Origin of the sequence: Curtobacterium sp. VKM Ac-2852, from assembly GCF_013205045.1 — a bacterium.
Lineage (GTDB): Bacteria > Actinomycetota > Actinomycetes > Actinomycetales > Microbacteriaceae > Curtobacterium > Curtobacterium flaccumfaciens.
Map to the genome: position 1 here is coordinate 763567 of NZ_JABMLI010000003.1, position 24868 is coordinate 788434.

Here is a 24868-nt window from a genome sequence, read left to right on the forward strand (position 1 = left end):
GGCGCGCTTCTGCACATTGGCGCACCATCGCGCGTTGACCGCTTTCTGCGCATTGTGCGCAGGCAGGTCGGCTCGCCCTCCGTACGCTGGGGTCGTGACCGACGACCGTTCACGGCGCCCCAGGCTCCGCTTCGCCACCGAGGTGCTCGTGCTGCAGCTCGCCGTGGTGGTCGCCGTCGTCGCCCTGACCAGTGCCGTGTTCGTCCGGATCGAGGTCACCCGGCTCGAGCGCGCCGCCGAGGGGACCGCCCTCGCGATCGCACAGAGCGTCGCCGCGCAGTCCGACGTCCGGGCAGCGGTCGCCCGGCTCAGCGTCGACGGCACCGACCTCGACCCCGCGGTCCTCGCCGACGGGCCCGTCCAGCGTGCGGCACTCGCAGCCCAGCGTCGGACCGGGGCACTCTTCGTCGTGGTCACCGACGACCGGGGCATCCGCCTGGCCCACCCCGACACCGACCGGATCGGCGAGATGGTGAGCACCTCCCCCGACGCCGCACTCGCGGGCCGCGAGACCGTGTCCTGGGCGCGCGGCACGCTCGGTGAGTCGGCGCGGGCGAAGGTTCCCGTCTCCGCGCCCGCAGCCGGCGGGGCGGAGACGAGCCGGGCCTCCCGGCAGTCCGCCGTCGTCGGTGAGGTGAGCGTCGGGTTCAACCGGGCACGCGTCTACGACACCCTGGTCGAGGACAGCATGCCGGTGATCGGTGCCGGGCTGGCGGCGGTCCTGCTCGCGGTGATCGCCTCGGTACTGATCCGGCGACGACTGGTGCGGCTGACGCTCGGGCTGCAGCCGGAGGAGCTCGTGACGCTCGTGCAGAACCAGCAGGCCGTGCTGGGCGGCGTCGGTGAAGGCGTCATCGCGATCGGCCCGTCGGGGGTCGTCACCGTCTGCAACCCCGAAGCCGTGCGACTGCTCGGACTGACCGACCCGGTCGGCCGTCCGGTGGCCTCCCTCGACCTGCCCGCGCCGCTCGGGTCGATGCTCGCCGCGTCCACCGCGGCTCCGGCGAGCGCCACGATCGTCGCCGGGCACCGGGTGCTGCTCGTCGACGTCCGCACGGTGTTCCGCGACGGACGCGACCTGGGCCGGGTCGCCGTCCTGCGCGACCGCACCGACGTCGAGGCCCTGACCCGACGGCTCGACGCCGTCGGGGCGATGAGCACGGCGCTCCGCGCGCAACGCCACGAGTTCGCGAACCGGCTGCACGCGATCTCGGGGCTGCTCGACATCGGCGAGACGACGCGGGCACGTGCCTACCTGGCGGACGTGCAGGAGCGCGGGCCGCTGCGCTACCCGGTGCAGCACGCCGACCGGTTGACCGAGCCGTACCTGCAGGCGTTCCTCGGGGCGAAGGGCGTCGAGGCCGCCGAGCGCGGGGTGCTGCTGCGGATCGGGGCGGAGACGCTCGTTCAGGGGACGATCACCGAACCGGGCGACGTGACGACCGTGCTCGGCAACCTGGTCGACAACGCGGTGTCGGCGGCTCTCGGCGGCGACGAGCGAACGCGCGACGGCGGATCCCCGTGGGTGGAGGTCGAGGTGCTCGACGACGGCGCGACGCTGCACCTGTCGGTGGTGGACTCCGGGCCGGGGGTGCCGGTCGATGCCGCGGACTCGCTGTTCGTCCGCGGGCCGGCGGCGGCTCCTGCGTCGGAGGACATCTCGCAGGTGCACGGGCTCGGGATCGGGCTGCCGTTGTCGCGGGAGATCGCCCGACGGCACGGTGGCGACGTGTGGCTCGCCTCCCCCGGCGGTGACGACCACGGCGCGGTCTTCTGCGCCCGACTGGAAGGAGTGGTGTCGTGAGTTCCGTCTTCACCGTACTGGTGGTCGACGACGACTTCCACGTCGCCGACCTGCACCGGCGGCAGGTCGACGAGGTACCGGGGTTTCGGGCGCTCGAACCCGTCGGGACCCTCGCGGCCGCCCGCGCCGCGCTGTCGAGCGGGACCGTGGACCTGGTGCTCGTCGACGTGTACCTGCCCGACGGCAGCGGGCTCGACCTGCTGCGGTCGATCGACACCGACGCCGACGCCTTCGTGCTGAGTGCTGCGTCGGACTCGGGCACCGTTCGGCGGGCGATGCGCAGCGGGGCACTCGCCTACCTGATCAAGCCGTTCGCGGCCGGGGTGCTGGCCGAGCGGCTGCAGGCGTACGCACGGTCGCGGAACGTGCTCGACGAGCGGTCGACCCTCGATCAAGAGGCCGTCGAGCGGGCGTTCCGGATCCTGCACGCCGGCGACAGCGGTGGGGCGTCGCCGTCCCGGGCGGCCACGGCGGCGTTGGTGCTCGAGCAGCTCGTCGCCGGTGAGGAACGATCCGCCGCGGAGGTGGCTGCGGCGATCGGGGTGTCGCGGGCGACGGCGCAGCGGTACCTGGCGCAGCTCACGGCGGACGGGACGGTGGCGATGCAGTTGCGGTACGGGGCTGCGGGGCGGCCGGAGCACCGGTACGTGCGGCGGTGAGTCAGCGGTCCCGGAGGCCGCGCCGTGGCAGCATCGGTGGATGACCGACGCCGCGCGATCCGACACCAGGACTGATCCGTTCCCCTCCGGGACCCCCGTTGCGCTCCGGAGCATCAACCGCTTCGGCGAGCACGGCGCAGCAGTCGGCTTCGCGGTCGCCGCCCGGGTCCTGGTGGACGATGACGAACTCGCGGTGGTCGCCACGACCGTCGGCTCAGCCGTCCGTCGACGTGCGGGCGTCGGGAGCGGGCCCAACGGACGCCTCGTGCTGCCCGAGGACTGGGACGGCTCCTACGTCGATGACCGGTGGGTTGGATCCAGTGTCGTCCGCGTCCACCAGAAGGGGAGCCCCTGGTCCGTCTGGCGCTGGCACGACGGGTCCGATTGGCTTCCCCACTGGTACGTCAACCTCGAGCTGCCGTGGGTACGGACACTGATCGGGTTCGACAGTCAAGACTGGACACTCGACGTGGTGGCGACCACCGAGCCCGACGGTTCGTGGTCTGTCCGGTACAAGGACGAAGACGAGCTCGATTTCTACGCCGCCGGCGGGTACTGGCCGGCGGCGAAGCGGGCGGTCATCGAGCGTGCTGGCCGAGAAGCCACCGAGGTCGCAAGTGCGCGCCGGTTCCCCTTCGACACCGATTGGTCCGGATGGGTCCCCGACCCCGCGTGGGGCACGACCGCACTTCCCCAGGACTGGAGCGCCCTGCAGTGATCCGCGGATTCGGTGCAGCGTTGCGCGGCCTCGGACGCTCCCTGTCGTGAGCGAGTTCATCAGGTATCAAAGCGCCGTCCCCAACCGCGGCGGGCGGTTCCCGGGGGTATTCGCTCTCGCAAACGGACTGCAGCGGGACGGCCGACTGAGCGACGCCGAGACGAGGTGGCTCCGAGAAGCGGACGCCCGCGCGACCGCCATGTACACGGACCCGACCACCACGCAGCCGGACTGCTATGACGAGATCCGCAACCCCGGGGCACGGGCGTGGTTCAGCGCGGACGCCGTCGCACTGCTCGAGATGGTCGGCCCGTACCTGGAACTCCTCGACCACCACGGGATCCTGTGGATGCAACTCGTGACCAGCTCCCCGGGTCGGATCGTCTACCGGGATGCCGGTCAGGTCGTCGCGGTGCCGCACACGCATGCCGGCGACTGGCCGTTCCGGTCCCCTCGGTAGCATCACTCACCTCGACATCTTGCTTGCGTATTTCACCGGATACCGGCAGGTTTGGTCTGACACGCTCCCCGCAGCCTCACTGCGCGCACGAGCGCGATGACCGACCCAGAAGGAGACCACGTGATCGCGATCGAGACGGCGGCCGCTGTCCTGACCATCGTCCTCGTCGCACTGCCGGCGCGGGGCCTCATCGGCAGGAACGGACTCGTGGGCATCCGCACCCGGGCGACCATGCGCAGTGACGAGAACTGGATCCTCGGCCACCGAGCAGCGGTCGTCCCGACGAGCATCACCGGCGGCGCGACGGTGGTCGTGAGCCTGGTCTACATCGCACTCGGACGCGCCGACGACGTTCCCGCGTTCGTCGCGTGCGCCGCGATCCTCGTCGGTGGAGCCCTCTGGGGCGTGGAGGCCGCACGACGCGCGACCACCTGACGGACGGGAGGCGCGGGGCGGGGCCGCACCGGGCCTCCAGGCCGTCAGGTGGTCACGCGACGATCTGCACCTGCGCGGGCACGTCGGTGACGGCGATCGCCGTGGACGTGCCACGCACGTCGACGCGGTAGTCGCCACGGAAACCGCGGATCTGCACCTGACCGCGGTCGTCGGTGCGCAGCACCGTCGGGCCGAGCCACCACTCCTCCTTGACCAGCCGGCGGAGGGCCTCGTACGACGGCTTCGGGGTGCCGTCGGCGCGGACGAGTCCGATCGGGGCGCCGAGCCAGGCGCCGGCGTCGGTGATCCCCCAGTAGGTGATCGCCTCGACGGAGGGGTGCCCCACGAGGCTCCGGTAGTGCCGTTCGAGGTCGTCGGCCTGGCGCGCCTCGCCCTCGGGCGTCGACGGCCACGAGGCCACCTGGTGGTCGTTGAGGTCGACGATGTGCGCGGGCATGAGGTCACCGGAGACGAGCGAGGTCTCGGTCAGGTGCAGCGGCAGGCCGTAGCGGGCGAACCGGTCGACCATCGCGAGCATCGTGTCCTCGCCCCAGTAGCCCTGGTGCATGTGGGTCTGCAGTCCGATGACGTCGATCTGCACGCCGGCCTCGAGCACGCCCTCGATCAGGCACTCGTACGCGCTCGACAGGTCGAAGTCGTTGAGCAGCAGGGTGGCGTGCGGGTTGGCGGCGCGGGCCTCCTCGAAGGCCATCCGGATCGTCGGAATGCGGCCCTTGGCCCGGGCGAGCGGGGTGATCGCGTTGTCGCCGTTGTCGAGCACCGGCATGATGACGACCTCGTTGATGGCGTCCCAGGTGTCGATCGCGCCGGCGAAGGAGGAGACCTCGCGGCGGATGCGCTCCCGTTGGAGCCGCTCGACCTCGTCCAGCGGGAGCCCCAGCAGCCAGTCGGGCTGCACGGTGTGCCAGACGAGCGGGTGGCCCTTGAGGGCGATGCCGCGGTCGCGGAACCACTGCGCCGTCGTCAGGAGTCTGGCGGTGTCCGGGGCTCCGCGCTCGGGCTCGAAGCGGCCCCAGTAGAACGGGAGCGTCGCGGTGTTGAAGACGTCGGTGTAGAGGTCGGCGAGGTGCTCGGTGCCTGCTTCGTCCTGCGCTCCGGCGTTGACTTCGCCGGTCGCTTCGCCGTTGGCGAGTCGGATGAAGTCGAAGCCGATGTTGCCGAAGGCGAAGGCATGGCGGGTCTGCTCGACGGTGATGTCGGCATCGCGGATGGGATTGCCTTCGGCATCGACGATCGTCAGGGTCGTCTCGCCGAAGCGGTGCTCTGTTGCGTGCGTCATCGCGCGTCCTCCGACATCGTCGTCCGGGATTTGTTGTGCGCGCAAACATAGCAGCGTGGACTGACGCCGTCACCCCTGGGCGTTCGGCCGTGCGGAGTCGCCTGCGGGGTCAGGCGGACTGGCCACCGTGACCGGAGAGAGCCCGGTCGAGCAGATGAATGAGGTCCTTCCGCTCCTTCGTCGACAACGCCGTGAGCAGTTCGTCCTGCACGGCATCCGCGAGCACCTGGATCTCGGCGAGCCTGGTCCGACCAGCGGTCGTGATCGTGACGACGTTCCGCCGGCGGTCCGACGGGTCTGGCTCCCGAGTCACGGCTTCGTCTCCTTCGAGCCGGACGACGATGCCGTTGACGTTGTTGCGGTCCAGACCCAGCACGCGACCGATCTCGGCCTGACTCAGCGCACCGTTCTCGTCGAGCGCTGCCAGCACCGCGAAGTCGGACCGCGCTTCGAGGGGCATCCGGGCACTGGTCAAGCGCGCACCGATCGTGGCGAGTCGCCCGGCCTGCCAGCTCACGAGCGTCCGGAGCGCCTGGGGTGGAGTGGGGTCCTCGGACATGCCCGAAGACTATCAGTTGGTACGACCAACCATTTGTGCGTATCGTTGGTTGAACCAACATTGGTCTCACCAAGGAGTCGAACATGTCCGCACATCCCATCACCCCTGACCTCTCAGGCCGTCGCGTCCTCGTGCCGGGCGGCACGGGCGGCGTCGGGGAAGGCGTCGTCCGCGCCTACCTCGACGCCGGTGCCGACGTCGTCGTCCCGACGCGTTCCGATGCGCGCGGCACGGAACTCCGCGCCGCGCTCGGCACGATCGGCACGTCCCAGCTGCTGCACCTGCCGACGCACGACTACACGTCCTTCGCCGGCGCGGAAGCACTCGGTGCCGAGATGACCGAACGGCTCGGCGGCATCGACGACGTGGTCGTCCCCGTCGGCGGATGGTGGCAGGGCGGGCCCCTGACCACCATCGACGAGGACGACTGGGCGGGAGCGTTCACCGGGCTCGCCACGGCGCACATGGCACTGGCGCGGGCGATCGTCCCGCGGCTCAGCGGTGTCGGCGCGTACACGGTGATCGTCGGGCAGTCCGCCGAGTTCCCGGTTCCGGGCAGCGGGCTGGTGAGCATGGAGCAGGCCGCGGTGCTCATGATGCAGCGAGTCCTCGCGGCGGAGTCGCCGGACGCCCGCGTCCACGCGCTCGTGCTCGGGCCGGTGCGGACCCGGTTCGTCGGCGGCGAGCCGGAGTGGGTCTTGGCATCCGAGGTCGGTGCCGCCGCCGTCGCACTGTCCCTGGCGACGGGCATCGGCAGCCACTCCGTCTCGCTCGCCTCGTCGGCGGAGGCCCGAGCGGCGACGAAGGCGTTCCGGGCCGCGGCCTGACCGCTGTCCGGGTGCCACCGTTGCACAGAAGGAGCAGGCGGACCGTCCGACCCGACGGCCCGCCTGCTCCGGTCTCGCTACGCGACGACGACGACCCGGACGTCCCACGGCCCGAGCTCGAGCACGGCATCCGCGGCGAGTGCCGTGCCCTCGAACAGGTCCTCCGCGGCGACCGGCACCGCGTACGTGCTCGGTTCCCACGACCAGTTGTGGATGACGTGCACCGTCTCGCCGTGGCCGTTGGCCGAGCTCGCGACCGACTGCGTGTCGGCCTGCGGCTGCCAGCTCGGCGACCCGCTGCCCTGCGCGACGGCCCACTCCGTGATCGCTGCGGCGAGCGCCGGATCCGGGACGGTCCCGACGTAGGTGACCCGACCGGCTCCGTGCGACCGTGTGGTCACCGCTGCGAACCGACCGTGGTGCGGGTGGTCGTACCCGACGAGCACGTCGGCGTCGTCGACGAGCAGGCCGTCCGCCCACCGGGTGGCCGTCGCCCCGGCCGGCACGGTGAACCCGTGCTCAGCGGCAGCGGCCCCGGCGGACACCGGGATGCGTCGGCCGAGGTTGCTGAACTCGTCGTAGTGCACGCCGGCGGGCACGTCGAGGAACGCGGGCTTCCGTTCGAGCCGCGCACGGGCTTCTTCGTCCTCGTACCCGGTGCGGATGCCGACGACCAGGTGTCCGCCTGCCTCGGCGTAGGCGGCGAGCCACTGCAGCTGGGCGTCGGTCGCGATGGTGAACGCGGCAGCGACGAGCACCGGACGCTCCGCGGCGAAGGACACCGGATCCCGGTCGAAGACCTGCGACGGATGCACCGTGTTCGCCTGCAGTCCGGCATCGAAGACGCCTCGGGCGTAGGCGTCGTAGATCGTCTGCCACGAGCGCCGGTCGGGCTCCATGCCGTCGCCGAGCGCCGGGTGCTCGTTCAGCGCCCACTTCGACTCGTTCGAGAACAGCAGGGCGACGTCGGCGTGCGGGCGGAGGCCGGCGACCCGGTCCCCGGCGTGCGCGAACTCCGCTCCGATCCGGGCGATCTCCTCGTAGGTGCGACCGGGCTGCTGCGAATGCGGCAGGACGCCACCCCAGTACGTCTCGACGCCGTAGTGCAGCGTGTGCCAGTGCCAGTACTCGATCATCGACGCGCCTCGGGACACGAGTGCCCAGGCGGCCTGTCGCCACTGCCCTTCGTAGGCCGGTTCGTTCATCCACGAGAACCCGATGGCCTGCGCGTTGGTCTCGGTGACCAGGAACGGTGCCTGCTTCGACCCGTACATGCGGTCGCCCGAGGCGAAGATCGACCAGGCACCGGACGAGGTCCAGAACTGTGCGGGCTCCTCGGCGCTCGGCAGCTCGAGGGCGTCCTGCATCCGGTAGTACGGGTTGCCAGCGGTGACGTCGAGCGTCCGGGTGAGCACCTCGTCCTCGACGGTCGGCCGCTCGTAGGCGATGCACGTGGTCACGAACTGGTCCGGACGCGAGTACTCCCGCACGACCGATGCCTGCCAGGCGATGAAGTCCGTCGTGATCGAGGCCTGGAACCGGCGCCAGGCCAGGTCGTACTGCGGCTGCGCGTTGCCGTCCGGAGTCCACAGGTCTGCCCAGGTTGACAGCCGGTGGGACCAGTAGGTCAGGCCCCACTCCTCGTTCAGCCGCTCGACGCTGCCGTAGGTGTGACGCAGGTGGTCGACGAAGCGCTGGAACACCTCGGGGTTCGCGATGAGCTCGTTGCCCGGCTCGTTGTCGACCTGGTAGCCGATCACGGCGGGGTGCTCGGCGTACCGGGCGACGATCTTCCGGATGACCCGCTCGGCGTGGAACAGGAACGCCGGGTGGGCGTAGTCGATCTCCTGCCGGGCACCCCAGCCCATCGCCTCGCCGTCGGTACGGCGGCGGACGTTGATCTCCGGCACGATGCGGGGGAGCCACATCGGCACGGCGTACGTCGGTGTGCCGAGGATCACCCGGATGCCGTGTTCGTGGGCGGCGTCGAGCACCGGTGCGAGCCACTCCAAGTCGAAGCGGCCGTTCTCCGGCTCCCAGGTGCTCCAGACGGACTCACCGACGCGGATGACCGAGAAGCCGGCCTCCTCCATCAGGCGCATGTCCTCGTCGAGCCGAGGGGTGGGCTGGTACTCGTGGTAGTAGGCGGCGCCGAAGAGGACGCGGTCGTGCTGCATGGTGCTGGGTGCTCCGTTCGAGAAGGATCGGTGGTGGGTGCGGGTGTCGGTCATCCCTTGACCGCCCCCGCGGTCAGCCCGTCGAGCAGCTGCTTGCGGAGGAGCAGGAACACGAGGATCGTCGGCACGCTCGCCAGCACGGCGCCGGCGAGCACCAGGTCGTACGACCGGTTCTCCGACGCGAAGATCGCGTTGAGGCCGAGGGGCAGCGTGTACTGGCTCGAGTCGGACAGCAGGACCAACGGCCACTGGAACGAGTTGTAGCTCTGCAGGAAGCTCCACACCGCCAGGGCGCCGAGCGACGGCCGGAGCAGCGGGAGCACGACCCGGCGGAACGTTCCGAACTCGGAGTTGCCGTCGATGCGGGCCGCCTCGATGAGTTCGTCGGGGATCGCCTGCACGATGAACTGCTGCATCATGAAGATGCCGAACGCCGGCGCCACCCACGGGACGACGAGCGAGAACCACGGGTTCGTCAGCCCGGACTTCACCACCAGGATGAAGAGCGGTACGAGGATCACCGCGAACGGCACCGAGAGCGACGAGAACATCACCGCGAACAGGATCCGCTTGCCCCGGAACCGGAACTTCGCGAACCCGTACCCGGCCATCGCGCAGACGAACACGGACACGACGGTCGCGATCAGGGCGGTGCCGACACTGATGCCGAACCAGGCCCAGAACGGCTGGGTGGCGAGCAGGTTCGTGTAGTTCTCCCCCGTCGCCGGGCTCGGGATGAGCGTGGGCGGTGTCGCGAAGATGTCGCCACGCTGTTTGAACGAGCCGGACAGTGCCCAGAGCAGCGGGAACACGAAGACCAGCAGCAGCGCCACGAGTGTGGCGTAGAGCAGGCCGCGGCGAGCGATCCAGCCCCTGGTGCGGGGCGGGCCGGACCGGGGTGCCCTGCTTCCGGCGGTCGTGACGGCCCGGGTGTCCGGGCGGTCGGTGGTGGCGGTCATGCGTCCCTCCCGATGGCGAGTGCGCGGTTGAGGATCTGGCTGACGCCGAACACGACGACGAACAGCACGACACCGGCGGCTGCCGCGTACCCGAACTGCTGCCGTTCGAAGGCGGCGCGGTAGATGAACATGGCGACGGAGAGCGTGGCTTCGCCCGGACCGCCCTTGGTGAGCAGGTAGGGCTCGTCGAACAGCTGCGCGGCACTAATGAAGCTCGTCACCACGACGAACGCCGTGACCGGTCGGATCGCCGGGAGCGTCACGTTTGTGAACTTCCGGAAGGTTCCTGCCCCGTCGAGCGACGCGGCTTCGTACTGCTCGGGCGACACGTTCTGCAGTGCTGCCAGGAAGAAGATCGTCAGGTAGCCGACCGTGCGCCACAGGAGCACGAATCCGATGGCGACCTTCGCGAGCGTCGGGTCACCGAGCCAGTCGGTGTTCGGCAGCCCGAACAGCGCCTTGAGCGTGGCGTTGAGCAGTCCGTAGTTCGTGTCGAACACCAGGCTGTAGATGAGCGCGATGACGATCGGCGACAGCACCATCGGGATGAAGAACGTCACCCGGAACAGGTCTCGGGCGCGGAGTCCCTTGGCGTTGAGCGCCTGCGCGACCAGGAGCGAGCACGGCACGATGACGAACACGGCGATGAGTGTGTAGATCAGCGAGTTGACCAGGGCTGTGCCGAAGCTGGTGTCCCGGAACAGGTTCGCGTAGTTGGACAGGCCGATCCAGTTCGGTGTGCCGAGGCCGACCCACTCGGTGAGTGACAGGTACACGGCGGCGAGCACCGGCACGATCATGAACAGGCCGTACAGCACGTAGAACGGCGCGATGAAGAGGTACGGCGCGCTGCCACCGTTCGTGTTCAGGCGGCGACGGCGATCGGGTGGATCGGTGGTGGTCGTGGTGGCGGACACCGGGATGCCGGTGGCGGTTGATGTGGACAACGTCGTCCTCCTCAGGCGCGGGTCTGGCCGCGGAAGTCGGCCGCAGCGGCGTCGAGTGCCTGCTTCGGGGAAATCTGGCCCTTGTAGGCCTTGATGAGGTAACCGCTCAGGACGGTCTGCAGGATCGAGGCGTCGGCGCTCTGGTGCTGCGAGGGCACGTCATCGACGACCGACTTGTAGACGCCGAACAGCTGCTGCCCGCCGAAGTACGGGTCGCTCAGCGCCGCGAGCCGCGGGTCGTCGTAGACCGAGCGGAGCGTCGGCAGGTAACCGAGGTCCTGGTAGCGCTTCACCTGCTGGTCCGGGTCGAGGTACGCGGCGAGCACCAGGTCGATGCCGGCCTTCGTGAGCGGCTTGTCGCGGAGCACCGAGAACCCGGTGCCGCCGCCGACGCTCGTCGTGCTGCCACCACCCGCGAACCGGGGCAGGTTCCGCACCTTCCACTTGCCCTTCTGCTCGGGCACGTTCGGCTTGATGCCGTAGCTGGCGTACCAGGAGGGCATGTCGACGGCCAGGATCGTGCCGCCCTTCAGCCCGGACTGCAGGCTCGGTCCGTACATGTCGGCGACCGTGGCGATGGCCCCGGACTGCACACCGTCGACCAGGAACTGCAGGGTGCGTTCGGCCTCCGGCGTCTGGATGGCGATGCCGCCGTCCTCGTCGTACAGGTCGCCGCCCCGCTGGAGCAGCAGGATCTGGTAGCTCTGCAGCGTGCCGCCCGGATCGGTGACCGCCACGGCGTGCAGCGAGACACCCTTGCTCTTGTTGAGCCTCGCGCCGACGTCCATGTACTCCTCCCACGTCGTCAGGTCGTCGGGGATGCCGAGGGCCTCGAACTGGTCCGCGCGGTGGTAGTAGACGCACAACGGGTTGTCCGAGTCGAGCGCGTAGAGGGCCCCGTCCTTCGAGAACGGCGTGAGTCGCGCAGCGATGAGGTCGTCCTTGCGCGACGCCACCGACGGCGACAGGTCGCTCAGCAGCTCGGCAGCGATGTCACCGCGGAGCATCCGGCAGAACGCCCCGATCTCGAGCCCGGCGACGTCCGGCGTCCCCGTGCCGGCAACGGCCTGCGCGATGAGCTTGGTCGGGATGTCCGCCGCTGCGATCGTGGTGATGTCGAGCGCGAAGTCGAAGTCCGACTTCCGGTCGGCGACCGGCAACGCCTCGGTGAAGAACTTCTCGTAGCCGGGGTCGTGTGTCCAGAAGGACAGGTCGGCGCGTCCGGAACGGACGGCGGCCGTCGACTGCGGGGAGCAGCCGGCGAGCAGAGCGCCGAGGGCGATGCTGCCGCCAGCGGCGGCGCCCCACCTGAGCAGGTCGCGTCGGCTCGGCCCACGGCCTGGAGGCACGGGTGGCGCAGGTGGGGAAAGTCGCCTGAGTACTGGGGTCACGGAGGTCTCCTGACATCGTCGTCGAGGTGCGTGCGGAAGTGGCGGTGAGCGCGCGTGAGCGCTCACTCACGGGACGGACGCAAGCCGCGCCTCCCGTCCGGGGGTTCAGTCGGCGGGGCGGAGGTGTCGCCGCTCAGCGGACGGCGGCGCGCTGGTGGCGCGCGTGATCAGCTGGCCGGGCAGCATCCGGTGGCGCTCGGCGGGCGGGTGGCCGTCGAGGGTGCGGAAGAGGCGGTGCATCGCGAGGCGGGTGGCCTCGTCGAAGTCCTGACGGATGGTCGTGAGCGGCGTCGGCAGGTACGCCGAGATCGGCATGTCGTCGAAGCCGACGATGCTGACGTCACCCGGCACGGACAACCCGTGCTGCTGGATGGCGGACATCGCGCCGATCGCCATCTGGTCGTTCGCGACGAAGACCGCCGTCAGGTCCGGGCGGCCGAGCAACGAGCGCATGGCGTCGTAGCCGCTCTGCGGCGACCAGTCCCCCTCGACCGGTGCGTGCTCGGCGACGCCGGCGTCCTGCAGCGCAGCCCGCCACCCCGCCAGCCGGCGCGAACTCGAGGTCCAGTCCGCCGGACCCGCGATGTGCCACACGGTCTCGTGCCCGAGGGCCAGCAGGTGATCGGTGGCCGCGAACGCAGCGCCACTCTCGTCCAGACCGACCGCCAGGGTGTTCTCTCGGTCGGCGACGTCCGGCGGCCCGAGCGTCAGCACCGTCACGCCCTGGGGCAGGCGGAGCTGGTCCATCTGGTTCTCGACCGGCTCGGAGAAGACGATCGCCTCGACGTCCTGGCCGACGAGCGAGTCGACCGCCGGCTGGAGCTCGGATGCGGTCGCAGCGACGGTCCGGACGATGGCCAGGCTGTACCCGTTCGTGCGGCACGCCTGCTCGACGCCGGTGAGCATGGCGGTCGGGCCGTACAGGTTCGTGCCGATGGTGATGAGACCGATCCGGCGGGAGCGCTGCGACTTGAGGGAGCGGGCAGCGGCGTTCGGGCGGAAACCCAGTTCGTCGATCGCTTCGAGGACCCGGGCGCGGACCGCCGCGGTGACGTGCGGTTCGTCGTTCACCACGCGGGAGACGGTCTTCTGGGAGACGCCGGCCAGGCTCGCGACGTCGGTCATGGAGGCCGGGCGGAGGCGATGAACCGATGCGTTGCCGCTCATCGTCAGCTCCTTCGCTGCTCCGTGGGACCGGCCGGGACCGGGTGTGGGAGCAAGACAACCACGGGATTGTCTACGTAGTCAAGAGCGATTCCGCGGTGCCACCGCGGGTGCGAGGTTGTGGCAAGTGTTGATGTGCGGTGCGGATACGATCGTGTGCGCATCCTGATCCAGCGAGGGAAACGGGTGTTCGAGGGGGAGAACGTCGTGGTGCGTCAGCAGGGGAACGTGGGTCCCGGATCGTCTGCCAGACGCACGCTTGCGGTCGGTCTGGCGATCGCCCTGTCGGCCGCAGCTCTGGTCGGCATCCGTGCAACGGCAGGATCAGCGGACACCGCAGTCTCGGCGGTGACGGTCACGAAGGTCACCGCGTCCACCACCGGCACCGCCGTGCGCACCACCCTGAAGGTCAAGAACACCGCCTCGGTGCGGAAGGCGGCTTCCTCCGCGTGGCTGTACCTGTCGGCCGGCACCGAGAAGTACACGCTCGGCCGGGTGGCGGTGAAGGCACTCGCCGCCGGTTCGAGCACCTCGATCACCGCAGTGCGCGGGACCCCTTCCCGTGCCGCAGCCGGCAAGTACTCGGTCCTCGCCTGCGCCGGTGCGTACTCCGCGAAGCAGTGCCGCACGTCGACGGCGACCGTCACCACCAAGCCCACGAAGCGCGCGCGTCCGGAGACGGGCGTGATGCTCGACGTCGCTCGCGCCTACTACCCCGTGGCGTTGATCAAGCGGTACATCGACCTCCTCGCCGACGACGGCGGGCGCTTCCTGCACCTGCACCTCACCGATGACCAGAACGTCGGGATCGAGAGCACGGTCCTCGGCCAGACCCCCGCGAACGCGGATCTCGACCACGGCGTCTACACCAGCCGCGTGACCCATCGCCCGTTCCTGAGTGCCGCGCAGGCACGCACGATCTCCGAGTACGGGGCGGAGCGAGGCGTCGCGATCGTGCCGGAGATCGACACTCCCGGACACATGGCCGCCGCGTTCGCCCTGCTCGAGGCGCAGCACGGCACGAAGTGGGTCGACCGCATCCGTTCGGGCGAGAACGAGCTCGACACGTCGGCGCCCGAGAGTCTCGTGCTGGCGAAGGAGCTGTACGCAGAGGTGCAGCGGACCTTCCCTTCCAGCCGAACCGTGCACATCGGCGGCGACGAATGGGGCGACGACGTCACCGCCGCACATCGCGTCGCCTGGATGAACGAGATGGCGGCCACGCTCGGCAACCGCGAGGTCTGGGCCTGGAACGACGGGATCGATCGGGTTGCGGTCGGGCGACTCGATCCGCGCATCCACGTCACGTACTGGAGCTTCGACGGCGACACCGAGGACGCAGCGGAGCGGCGCGAACGCCGAGCGCGGCGGGCGAGTGCGGTCGACCTGCAGCAGGCCGGGATCGACCTGCTCAACTACAACTCGTACTACCTCTACGAGGTGCCGACCGACCTCGACCCGGCCGACAGCGATTACACGGTCGCCGATCTCCGCGAGAACTGGTCGCTCCGGGCGTGGGACGGCGACTCCGGTTCGCTTCTCGCGGCTCCGATGTCGGGCGCCGCCGTCGCGATCTGGGGTGAGGACCTCGAAGACCCGCCATCCGACGCGCTCCTGCGGTGGAGCGCACCGCACGTGACGGCGATGATCGAGACCGCAGCCTCCTGACGGAAGCATGTCGTGCCTCCAGGCCGATCGCTGGAACCGCCGGACCCGCCGCTTGCCTACCCGAGCGGCTCAACGCCGTAACTGCTGACCACCGCGCGCAACTCGTCCAGGTACGTCTGCGCCTGCACGGTGAGGGGAACCGAAGCGTGCGCGATCCAGCCGATCTCGATGCGCTCGTCGACGTCGAGGGGGATGGCGACGATCTCGGGGTCGAGGTCGTCGCTGATCAGCCCGGTCGAGATCGTGTACCCACCCAGGCCGATCATGAGGTTGAAGATCGTCGCCCGGTCCGACACCCGGATCTCCCGCTTGCTCGACATCGTCGACAGGATCTCCTCGGCCAGGTAGAAGGAGTTGTTCGCACCCTGGTCGAACGTGAGCCGAGGCAGGTCCGCGAGGTCCTCGAGGGTCGCACGCTCCCGTGACGCGAGCGGATTCCGCTTCGCCACGAAGATGTGCGGCTGTGCGACGAACAGCGGTGTGAACACGACGCCGGCGTCCCGCAGCAGCTTGCCGAGCACCTGCTTGTTGAAGTCGTTGCGGTAGAGGATGCCCACCTCGCTGCGCAGGGTGCGGACGTCCTCGATGATGTCCCAGGTGCGTGTCTCACGGAGTGAGAACTCGTACTCGTCCGCAGCCGCCGCCTCGACCATCCGGACGAAGGCCTCCACCGCGAACGAGTAGTGCTGGGCGGACACCCCGAGCAGCCGACGCGACCGCTGGCCGCCGACGTACCGCTGCTCGAGGAGGGAGACCTGCTCGACGACCTGCCGGGCGTACCCGAGGAACTCGACGCCGTCGACGGTGAGCACGACCCCCCTGGCCGAGCGGGTGAACAGCGGGCGCCCGATCCGCGTCTCCAGGTCCTTCATCGCCGCGGACATCGTCGGCTGGGACACGTAGAGCAGATCGGCCGCTGCGCTGATCGAGCCCTCCGTCGCCACCTCGATGAAGTACCGGAGCTGCTGCAGGGTGATGTCGTTCGAGACCCGGGCCATAGGCCGAGGCTATACCGGTGCATAGCATCTCGGTATTACCTGATGGCTCGCCATTCCCGCCATGATCGATTCATCCCTCCCACCGCGCCCACGGGCCGCTCGACGAACAGATTGCCGACCATGGCGAACGACCTCACCTTCAGCATCACCCGGACCCGGTTCGACGAGGACTACTCCCCCGCCGACAGCTCCCGGCTGACCACGAACTTCGCCAACCTGGCGCGCGGCGAGCACCGTCAGCAGAACCTCCGTGCTGCGCTGGCGATGATCGACGGGCGCGCGAACGAGCTGGCCGCGGCGCACGACCGCTACCAACTGCAGCTCGACATCGTCTCGGTGGCGCTGGAGTTCTCAGACAGCGGGTCGGACGCGGAGTTCCCGCTGCTCGAGATGCTCGACGTCACGATCCTCGACCAGCACACCGGCGAGCGCCACCAGGGGATCCTCGGCAACAACTTCTCGTCGTACCTGCGCGACTACGACTTCTCGGTGCTGCTGCCGTCATCGCCGGGCTTGCCGTCTGACTTCGGGGCGCTGCACGGGGCGCTCTTCCAGCGCTTCCTGGAGTCCTCCGCGTTCCGGCACCAGTTCACGACGGAGCCCGTCGTCTGCATCAGCGTCTCGACGAGCCAGACCTACCGCCGGAACGGGTACGTCCACCCGGTCCTCGGCGCCGAGTACGAGCACGAGCACTCCTCGCTCACCGACGACTACTTCGGCCGGATGGGCATGCGGGTCCGGTACTTCCAGCCCGCCGGAGCGGCTGCCCCGCTCGCGTTCTACACGCGCGGCGACCTGACCGGCGACTACACGGACCTCCAGCTCATCGGCACGATCGCCACCATGGAGACCTTCCAGAAGATCTACCGCCCGGAGGTCTACGCCGCGAACACCCCGGCCGGCAGCACCTACCGCCCCACCCTCGACCACACCGACTTCACGCCCACCCCGGTGACCTACGACCGCGAGGAGCGCAGCCGCCTCGGGATCACGCAGGGCCGGTGGACCGAGGAGCACCTGGTGCGGCCGCACCACGCACTCCTCGCCCGGTGGGCTGACCCCGCCCTCGCGCGCTGACCTCCTCTGCCCTTCGACTGACTGGACCGTCACTCCCATGCGTTCTCTCCTCCCCACCTCGATCGTCGGCAGCCTGCCGAAGCCGTCCTGGCTCGCCGAGCCCGAGCGGCTCTGGTCCCCCTGGGAGCTGCAAGGAGCAGCACTGACCGAGGGCAAGCAGGACGCCCTGCGCTCCGCCGTGCACGAGCAGGAGCGCCGCGGCATCGACATCGTCAGCGACGGCGAGCAGACCCGCCAGCACTTCGTCACGACGTTCATCGAGCACCTGGACGGCGTCGACCTCGACCGCAAGGAGACCGTCCGCATCCGCGACCGGTACGACGCGGCCGTCCCGACCGTCGTCGGTGCCGTGAGCCGTCGGAAGCCGGTCTTCGTCGAGGACGCCGCGTTCCTGCGGGCTCAGACCGACCGGCCGATCAAGTGGGCGCTCCCCGGCCCGATGACCATGATCGACACCCTCTCGGATCAGCACTACAAGAGCCGCGAGAAGCTGGCGTGGGAGTTCGCCACCATCCTCAACCAAGAGGCACGCGAACTGCAGGACGCCGGCGTCGACATCATCCAGTTCGACGAGCCCGCCTTCACGGTCTTCCACGACGAGGTGCAGGACTGGGGCGTGGCCGCACTCGAACGCGCGGCCGAGGGCCTGCACGCTGAGACCGCCGTGCACATCTGCTACGGCTACGGCATCGAGGCGAACAACAAGTGGAAGGAGACGCTCGGCGCGGAGTGGCGGCAGTACGAGCAGTCCTTCCCGCTCCTGCAGCACTCCTCGATCGACATCGTCTCGCTCGAGTGCATCCACTCCCACGTTCCCCTCGAGCTCGTCGAGCTGATCCGCGGCAAGAAGGTCATGCTCGGGGCGATCGACGTCGCGACCGAGACCGTGGAGACCCCGGAGGAGGTCGCGGAGGTGCTGCGTCGGGCGCTCGAGTTCGTCGATGCGGACAAGCTCATCCCCAGCTCCAACTGCGGGATGGCGCCCCTGGCGCGGGGTGCGGCGCTGGACAAGCTCGGCGCGCTGTCGGCTGGTGCGGACATCGTGCGGGCTGAGCTCGTCGGCACGGCGGTCCCGTCGGCCCACTGATCACCGCGAGACACCACGGCGGCTCTCTTCCGGAAGGAGGAGGGCCGCCGTTCGTGTTGCGTCCGCCGCGTGGGCGGCTCTCGATTCGATCGGGAGGCGCGGCTTCCGTCCGGCTGACAAGTTGCGTTGGTAACGCCCTCGCCCTCCCCCGCCCCTCGACCCCGGTCAATGCGTCAGCGATCCGCTTTCAGTCCCTCGCGGGGGAAGCAGCCAGTACGGAACAACGGCCCACGCGGGCGCCGCCGCGAGAAGCCACCAAGCAGTAGGACTCAACGCCGAAGACGCCACTCCCACGATGATCAGCCAGCTCATCGCGAGAGCCGCGACGAACCCTGCGGTGACCGCACACGAGATGCGACCTCTGCGCCGGTCTTGAGCAAAAGCGGAGCCGACCGCCGCCACGAGGAACAGCGCCTGTATCGCCGCGATCAGGATCGCGGTTCCCAACGGTGTTCCGTACCCGCTCGGGCTGCCGTCCGGGCCGAACGTCGTCGCGATCCGTTCGGGCAACCGATCCCACCAGGCGCTGGTGAGCGCGACCACGATGACGACGGGGAAGGCAGCAGCGGTGGCAGCGAAGACCCCCTCTCGCTTGCGTCGGCCACGGGCGCTGGACATCAGTGCGTTCATCAGCGGTTGCATGTCTCCCGCACTTCCCGCTCGATGAGCGCCGTGGCGATCGCGTCGGCCGCGCGTGGAGCCTTCGCGAGCGTGTGCACCACCGCGGTGAGCCCTGCCGCGTTGGCGATGACCGCTCCTGCCGCTCGCACCTCTCCGTTGATCCAGGTCGATGCCCCTTCCCGCTGCCAGCTCACGGTGCGAGAGTGCCCAGCTCCGGGTTCGAGCGCCCAGTCGGCGTAGCGACAGAGATCGTCGAACGTGGACCAGACGCCCCCTGCCGCCGCGAACGACGACGCCCCGAGCGCCCACGGCTTGATGGCACGACCGAAGAGCTTCGGCACCACCCGGTCTGCTGGAGCTGGCACGAGCGCCGCAGAGCTGATCCCCGCCGGCTCGAGGACGTGCTGGCGCACAGCGGCGAACCAGTCGCCGTGCACCTCGTCGAGTACTGCACCGAGGAGGGCGTACCCCAGGTTCGAGTACTCGAACTGCCCTCGGGGTGCGACCGGCACTGCGACTACTGGTTTCAGCGGAACCCCGACGGCCTCTCGGTACGGGTCGCCGAACAGGCGGTCGCGCATCGCGGCAGGAAGCCGTGGAAGACCCGAGGTGTGGTGGACGAGGTCAGCAACGGTCATCTCGGCGTCGGGAACACCGGGGAGGTAGTGCACGACCGGTCGCTCAACCTCGAGCGTGAGCCAAGCCGTCGTGCCCACGAGCCCCTTCGTGATGCTCCCCCACTCGAGCATCGAAGCGGCGGCGTACGGCCCACGGGGCTCGCGGACGGTTCGCCAGCCGCCGGCCCTGCGAAGACTCGCGCGCCAGTGTCCGGAGCTCTCAAGCGGATTCCGAGCCACGTGTCCCTCCTTGAAAACGGGCCGAAAGGCGGGCCACTGCGCCTTCCCACAACGACCGAGCTCGGCGGTGGAGCGTCACGACGTGCGCATTCACGAAGAGGAGGTCGTACGCGGCCATCACCAGGGCAAACGACGTCAGGCCCATGAGCAGGGCAATCGCCAGGTGGAATGTGAGCATCGCCGTGACAGCCACAGGCCTCCCCGCGCGGAAGAAGACGAGTACGGGGAAGAACACCGATGTCAGGACAGTGGCGTAGGCACCGATCACCATCAGCCAATCGGACTGCACGAGCAATGGGGTGATCCCCGGGAGGAAGAACTCTGGGACGTTGAGGATGTAGTGCAGCGCCGTGCCGTCTTGCCAGAGCTCACCCTGCACCTTGTACAACCCGGCCATGAGGTAGACGACAGTCACCTGAGTCACCAGGAGCAGGAGCCCCGTGTTGTTCAGGACCGACGCGCCCGGGCCCGCCTCGCGCTTTCGACGTCCTTTGACGATGGTGAACGCCGAGTAGCACCTGGTCAGCAGGAGGAAGAGCACTGCTGTCGCGGCCAAGGCATCACCACCGTCCATGAACGCCGGGTTCGCCATGTAGAGCGACCAGAGGAGCACGTAGTGGGCAGCGAGGACCAGACGGCCACCCACACCGAGCGTGACAAGCACCGCGACCACCAGGCCTATGTGGAAGACGACCTCGAAGTACACCGCCGAATCCGTCGCGGCGTAGAGGCTCCAGGTCCCGATACGTGCCGTGTAGTCGCGGATGCCCTCGAGCCCGTAGACACCGTCCGGGCCGAAGAACGTTGATCGCCCCGCGTACTGCCTGATGTAGAACGCCGTCGACACCACTCCGACGACTGCCCTGAGCAGGCTCAGTGCAGTCGTTGCACGAGGCGCGTCAACCATCCAGTCGACAATGACGCCGACTCGGGAACGGAGCGTCCGAATCACAACGGGATCCATTCGGAGTCCGTGATGCGGGGCTCTGCACGAGCTGACCTGTCGCCGCGCTTCGACCACGGCGTCAGCGGTTGGACGACGTATCGAAGCTGCACGGCGGACGGTTCTTCATCAAGATCACGCGCAGACGGGCATGGGACCCGTTGCGCCGCGTAGCGAGCCAGCACCCGCTCGGCACGTCGCTGTGCGCTGACGTCGGGAGGCACGAGGTCTTCCTTGTCTCTCGCCTCAAGCCGCTTGCTGATGTCATCCTGCGCAAAGCGCTCGACGAGTGCGTTGCTGACGATCCGGCTCTCGCGATCCGGGAAGAACCTCGACGACTGGGTCCGCGCGACGGCGGACGAAGAGATGTCGGTCCATCTTGTCGTCGTGCCTTGGCAGCGGATGCGAGCAACCACGCCGCGTTCGTCGCTGATCGGATCTGGCGCGAAGAGCTGCCAGTTCTGGGAGAGGTGCGGATTCAGCAGGGAAGCTACCGGACCAACGTCGAACTTCACCGGCGTGACCGGACCAGCCAGCACGAGCGCGCACGCGCCGAAGATTCCGGCGACTGCCACTCCAGCAGCTGCAATCAAGGTCTTTTGCATTGTTCCCCCGGAGGGAAGGGGCCCGCCGCAGCGACGAGCCCCCTCGTACTCGTCAACGATCGAAGTAGGCGGATTCGAGCTGCGCCGAAGGCTGCGGCGCCTCCGCGGCGAAACCGAGGATGCTCGCGAGACGAGCGACGTTCCCCGCCGCCTGCGGCGCAGTGGCCGCCTTGAACCCGGCTGCCAGAGCCTTCGCCACGCCCACCACTCCGCGCTGCTCTGGCTGAGAGTCCATCGACTGCGCACCCTGGTTCGCCACGACCTCTGCCATCGCGCTGGACTGCTCGTAGGACGTCTGCGCAGCCTGCGCTGGCGCCGCCAGCAGGAACGTGCTGCCGATCACAATCGCTGCGGCCGAACCGGCGAGCTTCGTATTGAGCTTCATCTTCGAACTCCAATCTGTTGTGTGGAGTACCTGTGTACCAGTTTCGAACCGACCGGTCTACCTCGCAGATGTGATGACATCGCGGGCTCGTTCGGCCGCTATTCCCGAAGCCGATGAGGACCGCCGGCATCGACATCATCCAGATGGCCGGCCCCGCACAGGACGGCTCGCCTCGACAACGGAGCGGGCCGTCCTTCGTGTCGCGTCCGGCAGGCGCCCGGGTCCCGGGCCGGACTGGAGGCGCGGCTCGGTTCGGGTGGTCAGCCCGCGGTCGTCACTCCTGACTGTCGAGGCTCATCTTCTCGAAGTCCCCCGCAACGCACTGCGAGCTGCCGTCGATCGTGTACCCGCGGGGATCCGCGCGGAAGTCGGAGGAGCTCACCGGACCGCCCCTGCCCCGGACGCCGAGGATCGGGTCCTCGCCGCCGGTCTGGTAGCGCTCGGTCGTGACCCCGAGCTCCTTCCAGTGCTGTTCCACTGCCTCGACGTCGGCCTTTGGATCAGCGCTGGCAGCGCGGACCTTCGCGTAGACGTACTGGACGCCGCCCGTCCCGAGGCCGAGCCCGCACTTCCCCAGCCGTGGACCGTCGTTCGGTTCCCAACCGTCACCGACAACGTACGTCGAACCCTCGACGAACGTGACGATGGACTGCTTCGCCCGCTCCGTGGTCTTCCCGAGCCCGGAGCTGCAACCGGTGAGGACGGCGACGGTGAGCAGTACGGCTCCTGCCGTCCGGAGGACGGAGACGGCTTTCCGCCGAGGTTGATTCACTTAGGAGCCCCACCCTGTTCGCTCTGCTTCTCCGATGTTCGCATGATCATCTCGTGAGTCGTTCGGCTGGCCGGTCGTGGCGTACGTGCACATGTCGGACGACACGAGCTCTCTCGGCCGCGATACGCAGTCGCTCCGTGATGTCGCTGACGCCCCCCACGGATCACGACAGGAACCTCACGAAGTGAACCCACAGCATCAGCAAGTCCCTCGAACTCGTCGATCACGAGCAGCGATTCGGCTCGGCGCGTGATCCAACCGACTCCCCAGCTGTTGGCGGTTCGACTGTCGGCCACGATCGCCGTGGTCGTCGCAGCGGACGAACTCCAGCGCAACGGGGAGTGAACCAGGAAGCGCGGGAGCTCGAAGCCGCCGGCGTCGACAACGTCCAGTTTGACGAGCCCGCCTCCCGCGGCTGCAGCAGTCGTCGATCGACGTCATCTCGCTGGAATCGATCCGCTCCGAGATGCCGCTCGAGTTCGTCGAACTGATCCGCGGCAAGCGGGCCTGGGGCACCCCTAGGGGCATTCATAGTTTGATATGTTGCCTCTCAGATGACTGCTTCGTAAGGGGTCCGCGGCGCTGAGGCTCCTCCGTCCCCGCAAGGGAGCGGGTCGCCATGATGCACGGCACACTCGAGCGAACCGGAGGGAGAACATGTTGAGGAGCCCGCGGGGTGTCCACTGGAGCACGGTCGGCATGTTCGTCCTGCTGGCGTACGGTGCTCCGTGGGTGCTGCTCTGGCCAGCCATCCAGGTGAGCGCGGACCTCTCGGACCCAGCTGGGAACCCCGGTGCGTACATCGCGACCGTAGCGATGATGTTCACACCGGGCGTGGCTGCGTTGCTGGTCGCGGTCACGCTCGAACGTCGCCGCGGGAAGGCGATCCTGGTTGCACTCGGGCTGACGGGGTTCTTCACGCGTCAAGGCTGGCGCTTCGCTCTCACAGGCATCGCCGGAGCTGCTCTGCTGATCTCCGGCAGCTGGGGCCTCGGGATGCTGTTCGGGTGGGTGCAGCTCGACCCCGAACACTCCGTCGCGAAAGAACTCATCGTTCGAGTCACGGGCGAGCAACCGCCGATGCCGATGGCACTCCTGGCGCTGCTGCAGCTGCTGAACCTCCCGATCGGGATTGCCATCACCGCGATCGCTGCGACCGGCGAAGAAGTCGGTTGGCGCGGCTGGCTCCTCCCGAAACTGCTGCCGCTCGGCACTGGATGGGCGCTGTGCGTGAGCGGCGCGATCTGGGGTCTCTGGCACGCTCCCGCGATCCTGCTCGGCCTGAACTACGAGGAACGCAATCCCCTCGGGATCATCTTGATGATGATCGGCTGTGTCGGCGCGGGCGTGCTGATCGGCTGGCTCCGGCTTGCGAGTGGATCTCTTCTGCCCTGCGTGCTCGCCCATGCGGCACTCAACAGCTTCGCCTCGTACCAGTCCGTCCTCTTCCCGCCTTTCGACGAACGCCTTGTCGGGCCGCTCGCCATCACCGGATGGGTCGTCATGGCGCTCTTGATCGCGGCGTGCGTGTTGCGGGCAACTCGACTTCGCCAGCGACACGGGTAGCAACTGGGCAGCCCCGAGGTCCGCAACACCGAGCTTTCCCAGTAGCCGGCCGAACGCCCAAGGGAACTGACCGGACCACCGCGGCCTCGGACCCCGAAGGACAGGTCCTCATCCCGGCCTGGAGGACGGCGTCTGCGAAGCGTCAGACTCGAGGGCGTTGACTTACGTTCATGATCACCAAGGGCGTCATCCACCAGGTCGAGAGTGCGACTGTCCGGGATCGCAACGGCGTGTCAGTCGGCAAGGTCGTGCAGGTGTTCCCCTCCGACGAGGACGGCAGTGCGGCCTACGTCTGTGTCGCGACGGGACTGCTCGGGCGACACCAGGCGCTCGTCCCCGCCGACGACGCCACGTTCGACGGCACGGACGTGCACGTCGGGTACACGAAGGACGCGATCAAGGACGCGCCGTCCCTCGGAGCCGGACGTACCCTGTCCCCCGCCGAGGCGAACGCCGTCCGCAAACACTTCGGGCTGTCCCGCACCGGCGCTGCAACCGGCGACATGGGCGACCCCCACGAGAACCTCGACCAGGCCGGGACAGGTCTTGCGGGCGCGGACGACACCGAGGGCGCAGGGACGACCCCGCCGGCTTGAACGCCACTGGGGTGAACGGCGCCGAGACCACGGCTATCGCCCACACCAAGCAAGGCAGCGGCCAGTCCTCTGGCGAGCGCGTGTTCCCTCGATGATGCGCGCTCCTCTGAGCGTGGCCGACACGGGTTTCCCGGAGGAGCATGCCTGTCTTCATCCGACGGGCTCCGCGGCCACCGCACACGCGCAGCACCGCGAAAGGGCTGCTGCGAACCCCCACCTCATCGCAGCGTGGTCACGTGTCATGGGAAGTCACCCTCCGACACACATCGACACAACCCTTCTCGGGGGCGTTC

At 68.9% G+C, this 24868-nt stretch carries 25 protein-coding genes; 11 read left to right on the forward strand and 14 right to left on the reverse strand.

What is annotated here, in order from left to right; all coding sequences use genetic code 11:
• The first annotated feature begins 94 nt into the window (after positions 1-94).
• The 5 genes from HQQ79_RS14740 (at position 95) to HQQ79_RS14760 (ending at position 4076) form a co-directional block, all read left to right on the forward strand.
• Positions 95-1804, forward strand: a complete 1710-nt coding sequence (locus HQQ79_RS14740; protein WP_173035206.1) for a sensor histidine kinase — start codon at positions 95-97, stop codon at positions 1802-1804.
• A complete protein-coding gene (locus HQQ79_RS14745; RefSeq protein WP_173035209.1) occupies positions 1801-2463 on the forward strand; it encodes a response regulator in 663 nt (220 codons plus the stop codon). Before HQQ79_RS14740 ends, HQQ79_RS14745 begins: the two co-directional genes overlap by 4 nt.
• 40 nt (positions 2464-2503) lie before the next feature.
• A complete protein-coding gene (locus tag HQQ79_RS14750; RefSeq protein ID WP_173035211.1) occupies positions 2504-3181 on the forward strand; it encodes a DUF402 domain-containing protein in 678 nt (225 codons plus the stop codon).
• Positions 3182-3227: 46 nt separating this feature from the next.
• Positions 3228-3641: a hypothetical protein gene (locus HQQ79_RS14755; protein ID WP_173035213.1), complete on the forward strand. Its 414-nt coding sequence runs from the start codon at positions 3228-3230 to the stop codon at positions 3639-3641.
• Between the two features lie 96 nt (positions 3642-3737).
• Positions 3738-4076, forward strand: coding sequence for an SdpI family protein (locus HQQ79_RS14760; protein WP_173035215.1), 339 nt, complete (start codon positions 3738-3740; stop codon positions 4074-4076).
• A gap of 52 nt (positions 4077-4128) precedes the next feature.
• Here the strand turns inward: HQQ79_RS14760 and HQQ79_RS14765 are convergent, their stop codons facing one another.
• Together HQQ79_RS14765 and HQQ79_RS14770 are read right to left on the reverse strand one after the other, a co-directional pair.
• Entirely contained in the window at positions 4129-5376 is a 1248-nt protein-coding gene (locus HQQ79_RS14765; protein ID WP_173035217.1) for an endo-1,4-beta-xylanase, read from the reverse strand.
• Between the two features lie 109 nt (positions 5377-5485).
• On the reverse strand, positions 5486-5935 hold the full coding sequence (locus tag HQQ79_RS14770; RefSeq protein WP_173035219.1) for a MarR family winged helix-turn-helix transcriptional regulator: 450 nt from the start codon (positions 5933-5935) through the stop codon (positions 5486-5488).
• An 83-nt stretch (positions 5936-6018) separates the two neighbouring features.
• On the opposite strand from HQQ79_RS14770, the gene HQQ79_RS14775 reads away from it, so the two are divergent.
• Positions 6019-6762 (forward strand): SDR family NAD(P)-dependent oxidoreductase, encoded by a 744-nt coding sequence (locus HQQ79_RS14775; protein WP_173035221.1) that lies wholly within the window; start codon positions 6019-6021, stop codon positions 6760-6762.
• 77 nt (positions 6763-6839) lie between these two features.
• On the opposite strand, the gene HQQ79_RS14780 is transcribed toward HQQ79_RS14775, so the two are convergent.
• The 5 genes from HQQ79_RS14780 to HQQ79_RS14800 all read right to left on the reverse strand — a co-directional run bounded on the left by HQQ79_RS14780 (position 6840) and on the right by HQQ79_RS14800 (position 13403).
• On the reverse strand, positions 6840-8993 hold the full coding sequence (locus tag HQQ79_RS14780) for a beta-galactosidase (protein ID WP_254066266.1): 2154 nt from the start codon (positions 8991-8993) through the stop codon (positions 6840-6842).
• On the reverse strand, positions 8990-9898 hold the full coding sequence (locus tag HQQ79_RS14785) for a carbohydrate ABC transporter permease (RefSeq protein ID WP_110864171.1): 909 nt from the start codon (positions 9896-9898) through the stop codon (positions 8990-8992). The genes HQQ79_RS14780 and HQQ79_RS14785 overlap by 4 nt, the downstream gene beginning before the upstream one ends.
• Complete coding sequence (locus HQQ79_RS14790; protein ID WP_216852525.1) at positions 9895-10845, reverse strand: carbohydrate ABC transporter permease; 951 nt, start codon at positions 10843-10845, stop codon at positions 9895-9897. The genes HQQ79_RS14785 and HQQ79_RS14790 overlap by 4 nt, the downstream gene beginning before the upstream one ends.
• 11 nt (positions 10846-10856) lie before the next feature.
• Positions 10857-12194, reverse strand: a complete 1338-nt coding sequence (locus HQQ79_RS14795; RefSeq protein WP_173035223.1) for an extracellular solute-binding protein — start codon at positions 12192-12194, stop codon at positions 10857-10859.
• Between the two features lie 147 nt (positions 12195-12341).
• Positions 12342-13403 carry a LacI family DNA-binding transcriptional regulator gene (locus HQQ79_RS14800; protein WP_216852526.1) on the reverse strand — a complete coding sequence of 354 codons (1062 nt, stop codon included), beginning with the start codon at positions 13401-13403 and terminating at the stop codon, positions 12342-12344.
• Between the two features lie 345 nt (positions 13404-13748).
• Here HQQ79_RS14800 and HQQ79_RS14805 point away from each other — a divergent pair, with 345 nt between their 5' ends.
• Entirely contained in the window at positions 13749-15068 is a 1320-nt protein-coding gene (locus tag HQQ79_RS14805; protein ID WP_173035225.1) for a family 20 glycosylhydrolase, read from the forward strand.
• A gap of 56 nt (positions 15069-15124) precedes the next feature.
• Here the strand turns inward: HQQ79_RS14805 and HQQ79_RS14810 are convergent, their stop codons facing one another.
• A complete protein-coding gene (locus tag HQQ79_RS14810; protein ID WP_027465957.1) occupies positions 15125-16066 on the reverse strand; it encodes a LysR family transcriptional regulator in 942 nt (313 codons plus the stop codon).
• A 120-nt stretch (positions 16067-16186) separates the two neighbouring features.
• Here HQQ79_RS14810 and HQQ79_RS14815 point away from each other — a divergent pair, with 120 nt between their 5' ends.
• A complete protein-coding gene (locus tag HQQ79_RS14815) occupies positions 16187-17143 on the forward strand; it encodes a putative oxygenase MesX (protein ID WP_173035227.1) in 957 nt (318 codons plus the stop codon).
• A gap of 37 nt (positions 17144-17180) precedes the next feature.
• On the forward strand, positions 17181-18230 hold the full coding sequence (locus tag HQQ79_RS14820; protein WP_173035229.1) for a methionine synthase: 1050 nt from the start codon (positions 17181-17183) through the stop codon (positions 18228-18230).
• 165 nt (positions 18231-18395) lie between these two features.
• Here the strand turns inward: HQQ79_RS14820 and HQQ79_RS14825 are convergent, their stop codons facing one another.
• The 6 genes from HQQ79_RS14825 to HQQ79_RS14850 all read right to left on the reverse strand — a co-directional run bounded on the left by HQQ79_RS14825 (position 18396) and on the right by HQQ79_RS14850 (position 22413).
• On the reverse strand, positions 18396-18860 hold the full coding sequence (locus tag HQQ79_RS14825; RefSeq protein ID WP_173035231.1) for a DUF1648 domain-containing protein: 465 nt from the start codon (positions 18858-18860) through the stop codon (positions 18396-18398).
• A complete protein-coding gene (locus HQQ79_RS14830) occupies positions 18860-19708 on the reverse strand; it encodes a serine hydrolase domain-containing protein (protein WP_173035233.1) in 849 nt (282 codons plus the stop codon). Before HQQ79_RS14830 ends, HQQ79_RS14825 begins: the two co-directional genes overlap by 1 nt.
• Complete coding sequence (locus HQQ79_RS14835; protein ID WP_173035236.1) at positions 19689-20672, reverse strand: HTTM domain-containing protein; 984 nt, start codon at positions 20670-20672, stop codon at positions 19689-19691. The genes HQQ79_RS14830 and HQQ79_RS14835 overlap by 20 nt, the downstream gene beginning before the upstream one ends.
• Positions 20657-21256, reverse strand: a complete 600-nt coding sequence (locus tag HQQ79_RS14840) for a DUF5819 family protein (RefSeq protein WP_173035238.1) — start codon at positions 21254-21256, stop codon at positions 20657-20659. Before HQQ79_RS14840 ends, HQQ79_RS14835 begins: the two co-directional genes overlap by 16 nt.
• 52 nt (positions 21257-21308) lie before the next feature.
• Complete coding sequence (locus tag HQQ79_RS14845) at positions 21309-21641, reverse strand: hypothetical protein (RefSeq protein WP_071405895.1); 333 nt, start codon at positions 21639-21641, stop codon at positions 21309-21311.
• 274 nt (positions 21642-21915) lie between these two features.
• Positions 21916-22413, reverse strand: coding sequence for a hypothetical protein (locus tag HQQ79_RS14850; RefSeq protein ID WP_173035240.1), 498 nt, complete (start codon positions 22411-22413; stop codon positions 21916-21918).
• Positions 22414-23112: 699 nt separating this feature from the next.
• Between HQQ79_RS14850 and HQQ79_RS14855 the strand changes: the two genes are divergently transcribed.
• Positions 23113-23979, forward strand: a complete 867-nt coding sequence (locus HQQ79_RS14855; RefSeq protein ID WP_173035242.1) for a CPBP family intramembrane glutamic endopeptidase — start codon at positions 23113-23115, stop codon at positions 23977-23979.
• A 170-nt stretch (positions 23980-24149) separates the two neighbouring features.
• The gene (locus HQQ79_RS14860; protein ID WP_111047495.1) at positions 24150-24575 is read left to right on the forward strand and encodes a hypothetical protein; all 426 of its coding nucleotides are present in this window, start codon (positions 24150-24152) and stop codon (positions 24573-24575) included.
• The last annotated feature ends 293 nt before the right edge of the window (positions 24576-24868 follow it).